Here is a 2,505-nt window from a genome sequence, read left to right as displayed (position 1 = left end):
TCTCTAAATACCAATCACTAATCACTAATTATTACTAATCACTAATTATTACTAATTACTATGATGATTGCGCTTCATCCACCAAGCAACTAAAGCTAGAAATAGCAATCCCATTATCCCAGCAGTAGGATCGCGATTAATGCCAGTAATCCAGGGAGCAACCTTGCCTGAATAGACTACTAATTGCCCAACATCAATAATATAATAACCCCAAACTAAGCCAGCATGGAGACCAATCGATAAACCTAGCCGTCCTTGAGTTGATCGCTTTGCCCAAATCAGGATTAACCCTAGCAGCAATAAACTGGGAAATCTCGGTAAGCCGCGAATCATTTCTGGAATTGGTTTAAGGAAATGCAGCAGCGCAAATGCGATCGCACCAATCCACTGTGATGTCTTAAAACTATAATCCCGTTGCAACTCATCAAGCAACCAACCCCGAAACACCAATTCTTCAGCGAAGCCTATGGCCAAAGCACTGATTAATCCCTCTACAATCAGCCGTGACCATGGGAGTGGAGGAGTTTGGAATGCTAGCCAACCCAGCCACCCTTGTAATCCAAACAGACTAAGAGTCATTAACAGACCTAGGCCTAGTCCTCTGATTAACTCAAGAGCGTTTTGCGCTGTTAGCCGCAAACCATATTTTTTTAACAGTCCTGGCTGGCGATAAACCTTCCTTCCCCAAACTCGGACTAAGTACAGAAATACCCCGAACATTAGCCCCATAGTCAGGATTGTCACTGAGTTTGGGTCGCTACCAATTAAGTATATTGGTGCTGCTATGGGTAACCAAAGCAACAGCAAAGCTAGTATAAACATCCCCAACCTGAATGGTGCTGGGTATAGGGATAATCTAGCCAGCCTGGGTGTAAAACGTTTTATAATTTCAAGATTTGGAAAGGGAAGAATCTCTCCTATTGCCCCTTATTCGTCAGGTTCAATTGTACTAGTCAGACCCCGGTTCTTCAGGGTTTCGCAATAAAACTCAGCATGCTCTTGAGCACAGGTAATCACCAATGCCAGCCCGGATTGATGGGCTTCCATCATAATGTTGACTGCTTGAGGTTGAGTCAGACTCGCCACAGTTTCCATCAAGGTTTTCACCACATACTCCATAGAGTTGAAGTCATCATTATGGAGCAATACGCGATAGCGAGGCGCGTGTTTACGAACTGTTGAACGCTTCTCAATGGTTTCGACTGACAAAGCTTGTCCCTCTCTATTTTAGATGTTTACACAAACTCTCCATTATATACTGCCATTAGTCTAACATCAGACATCTGGCAGGGAGCGCTATGATCAAAAAGTTAACATTACTTAATAGTTTACCGTGACTACCCAGGTAATTGCTACCCCTTCTAATACTCCCATCCCTGGAACTTACTGGCAGTGGCGGGGGGAATCTATATATTATGTACAGGCTGGACAGAAGCAATCAGGATACCCACCGTTACTATTAATTCACGGATTTGGGGCATCTACAGACCACTGGCGCAAAAACATTGCTCAATTGAGTCAGCATTTTGAAGTTTGGGCGATTGACTTGTTGGGGTTTGGACGTTCTGGTAAACCAGATGGGGAGTACAGTGGCAATTTGTGGCGAGACCAATTGGATGATTTTATTACAGAGGTGATTGGTCAACCAGTAGTCTTAGCTGGAAACTCCTTGGGGGGTTATTCAGCTTTGTGTGTGGCTGCACAGCGTCCTAGCTCCGCCGCAGGTTTAGTATTGCTCAATAGTGCTGGACCGTTTAGTGATACTCAACCTGTTACTAAGGTCAATCCTGTTAAAAAAGTTCTCAATAACGTAACCAAATCAATTTTTCTACAACCTTGGGCAAGTTTCCTGTTATTCCAGTACCTGCGGCGACCGTCAATCATTCGCAAAACCCTCCAGAAGGTTTATCTTGACCAGGATGCAGTAACGGAACAGTTAGTAGACGAGATTTATCGCCCCTCTTGTGATCCTGGTGCTGCTCAGGTATTTGCTTCTGTGTTCAAGTCACCCCAAGGGGAAAAAGTCGATGTGTTGTTGGAACAGATGACTTGTCCGTTATTGATGCTATGGGGAGAAGGGGATCCTTGGATCAAGAGCAGAGAACGGGGAGCAAAGTTTAGGGAATATTATCCTCAGTTAACGGAATATTATCTACAAGCAGGACACTGTCCCCATGATGAGATACCAGAACAGGTGAATAATCTGATCAGGTCTTGGGTAATCGGTAATCGGTAATCGGTAATCGCTACAAGATTGAAAATTTATAGCACTACCCATTAAGGTGTTTGACATTGATACACCTTGAAAAAGGTGCGACCCGTGGGGAATTTAATAATTAGATGCGGGAACGAAGTTACCGCATTAAGAGGGTCGCCTTGGGTGTCCTCTAAATCAGTTGGTGTATCAGTTGGTGTCCTAGATTGTTGCAGTTGGTTGTAGGCTGTTTTAAATTCCTGCATCGCCTCGACCACCATTAAGTTTTCACTCAGGGTCTGGGTCTGATG

General features: G+C 44.2%; 4 protein-coding genes. 1 reads left to right on the top strand and 3 read right to left on the bottom strand.

What is annotated here, in order from left to right:
* Positions 1–51: 51 nt before the first annotated feature.
* Both F6K20_RS33890 and clpS read right to left on the bottom strand, forming a co-directional pair.
* Positions 52–822: a CPBP family intramembrane glutamic endopeptidase gene (locus F6K20_RS33890; RefSeq protein ID WP_008190423.1), complete on the bottom strand. Its 771-nt coding sequence runs from the start codon at positions 820–822 to the stop codon at positions 52–54.
* 105 nt (positions 823–927) lie between these two features.
* Entirely contained in the window at positions 928–1,209 is a 282-nt protein-coding gene (clpS, locus tag F6K20_RS33885) for an ATP-dependent Clp protease adapter ClpS (RefSeq protein ID WP_044495357.1), read from the bottom strand.
* 124 nt (positions 1,210–1,333) lie between these two features.
* Here clpS and F6K20_RS33880 point away from each other — a divergent pair, with 124 nt between their 5' ends.
* Complete coding sequence (locus tag F6K20_RS33880; RefSeq protein ID WP_287250079.1) at positions 1,334–2,236, top strand: alpha/beta fold hydrolase; 903 nt, start codon at positions 1,334–1,336, stop codon at positions 2,234–2,236.
* 41 nt (positions 2,237–2,277) lie between these two features.
* On the opposite strand, the gene F6K20_RS33875 is transcribed toward F6K20_RS33880, so the two are convergent.
* Positions 2,278–2,505, bottom strand: a 228-nt coding sequence (locus F6K20_RS33875) for a hypothetical protein (protein ID WP_287297712.1), incomplete at its 5' end; no start/stop codon positions are given.

The organism is Moorena sp. SIO2C4 (genome assembly GCF_010672485.1).
In the GTDB taxonomy this organism is placed as follows: Bacteria; Cyanobacteriota; Cyanobacteriia; order Cyanobacteriales; family Coleofasciculaceae; genus Moorena; species Moorena producens.
Note: the sequence above shows the minus strand (reverse complement) of the source record. Positions and strands in the feature narration are given on the sequence as shown.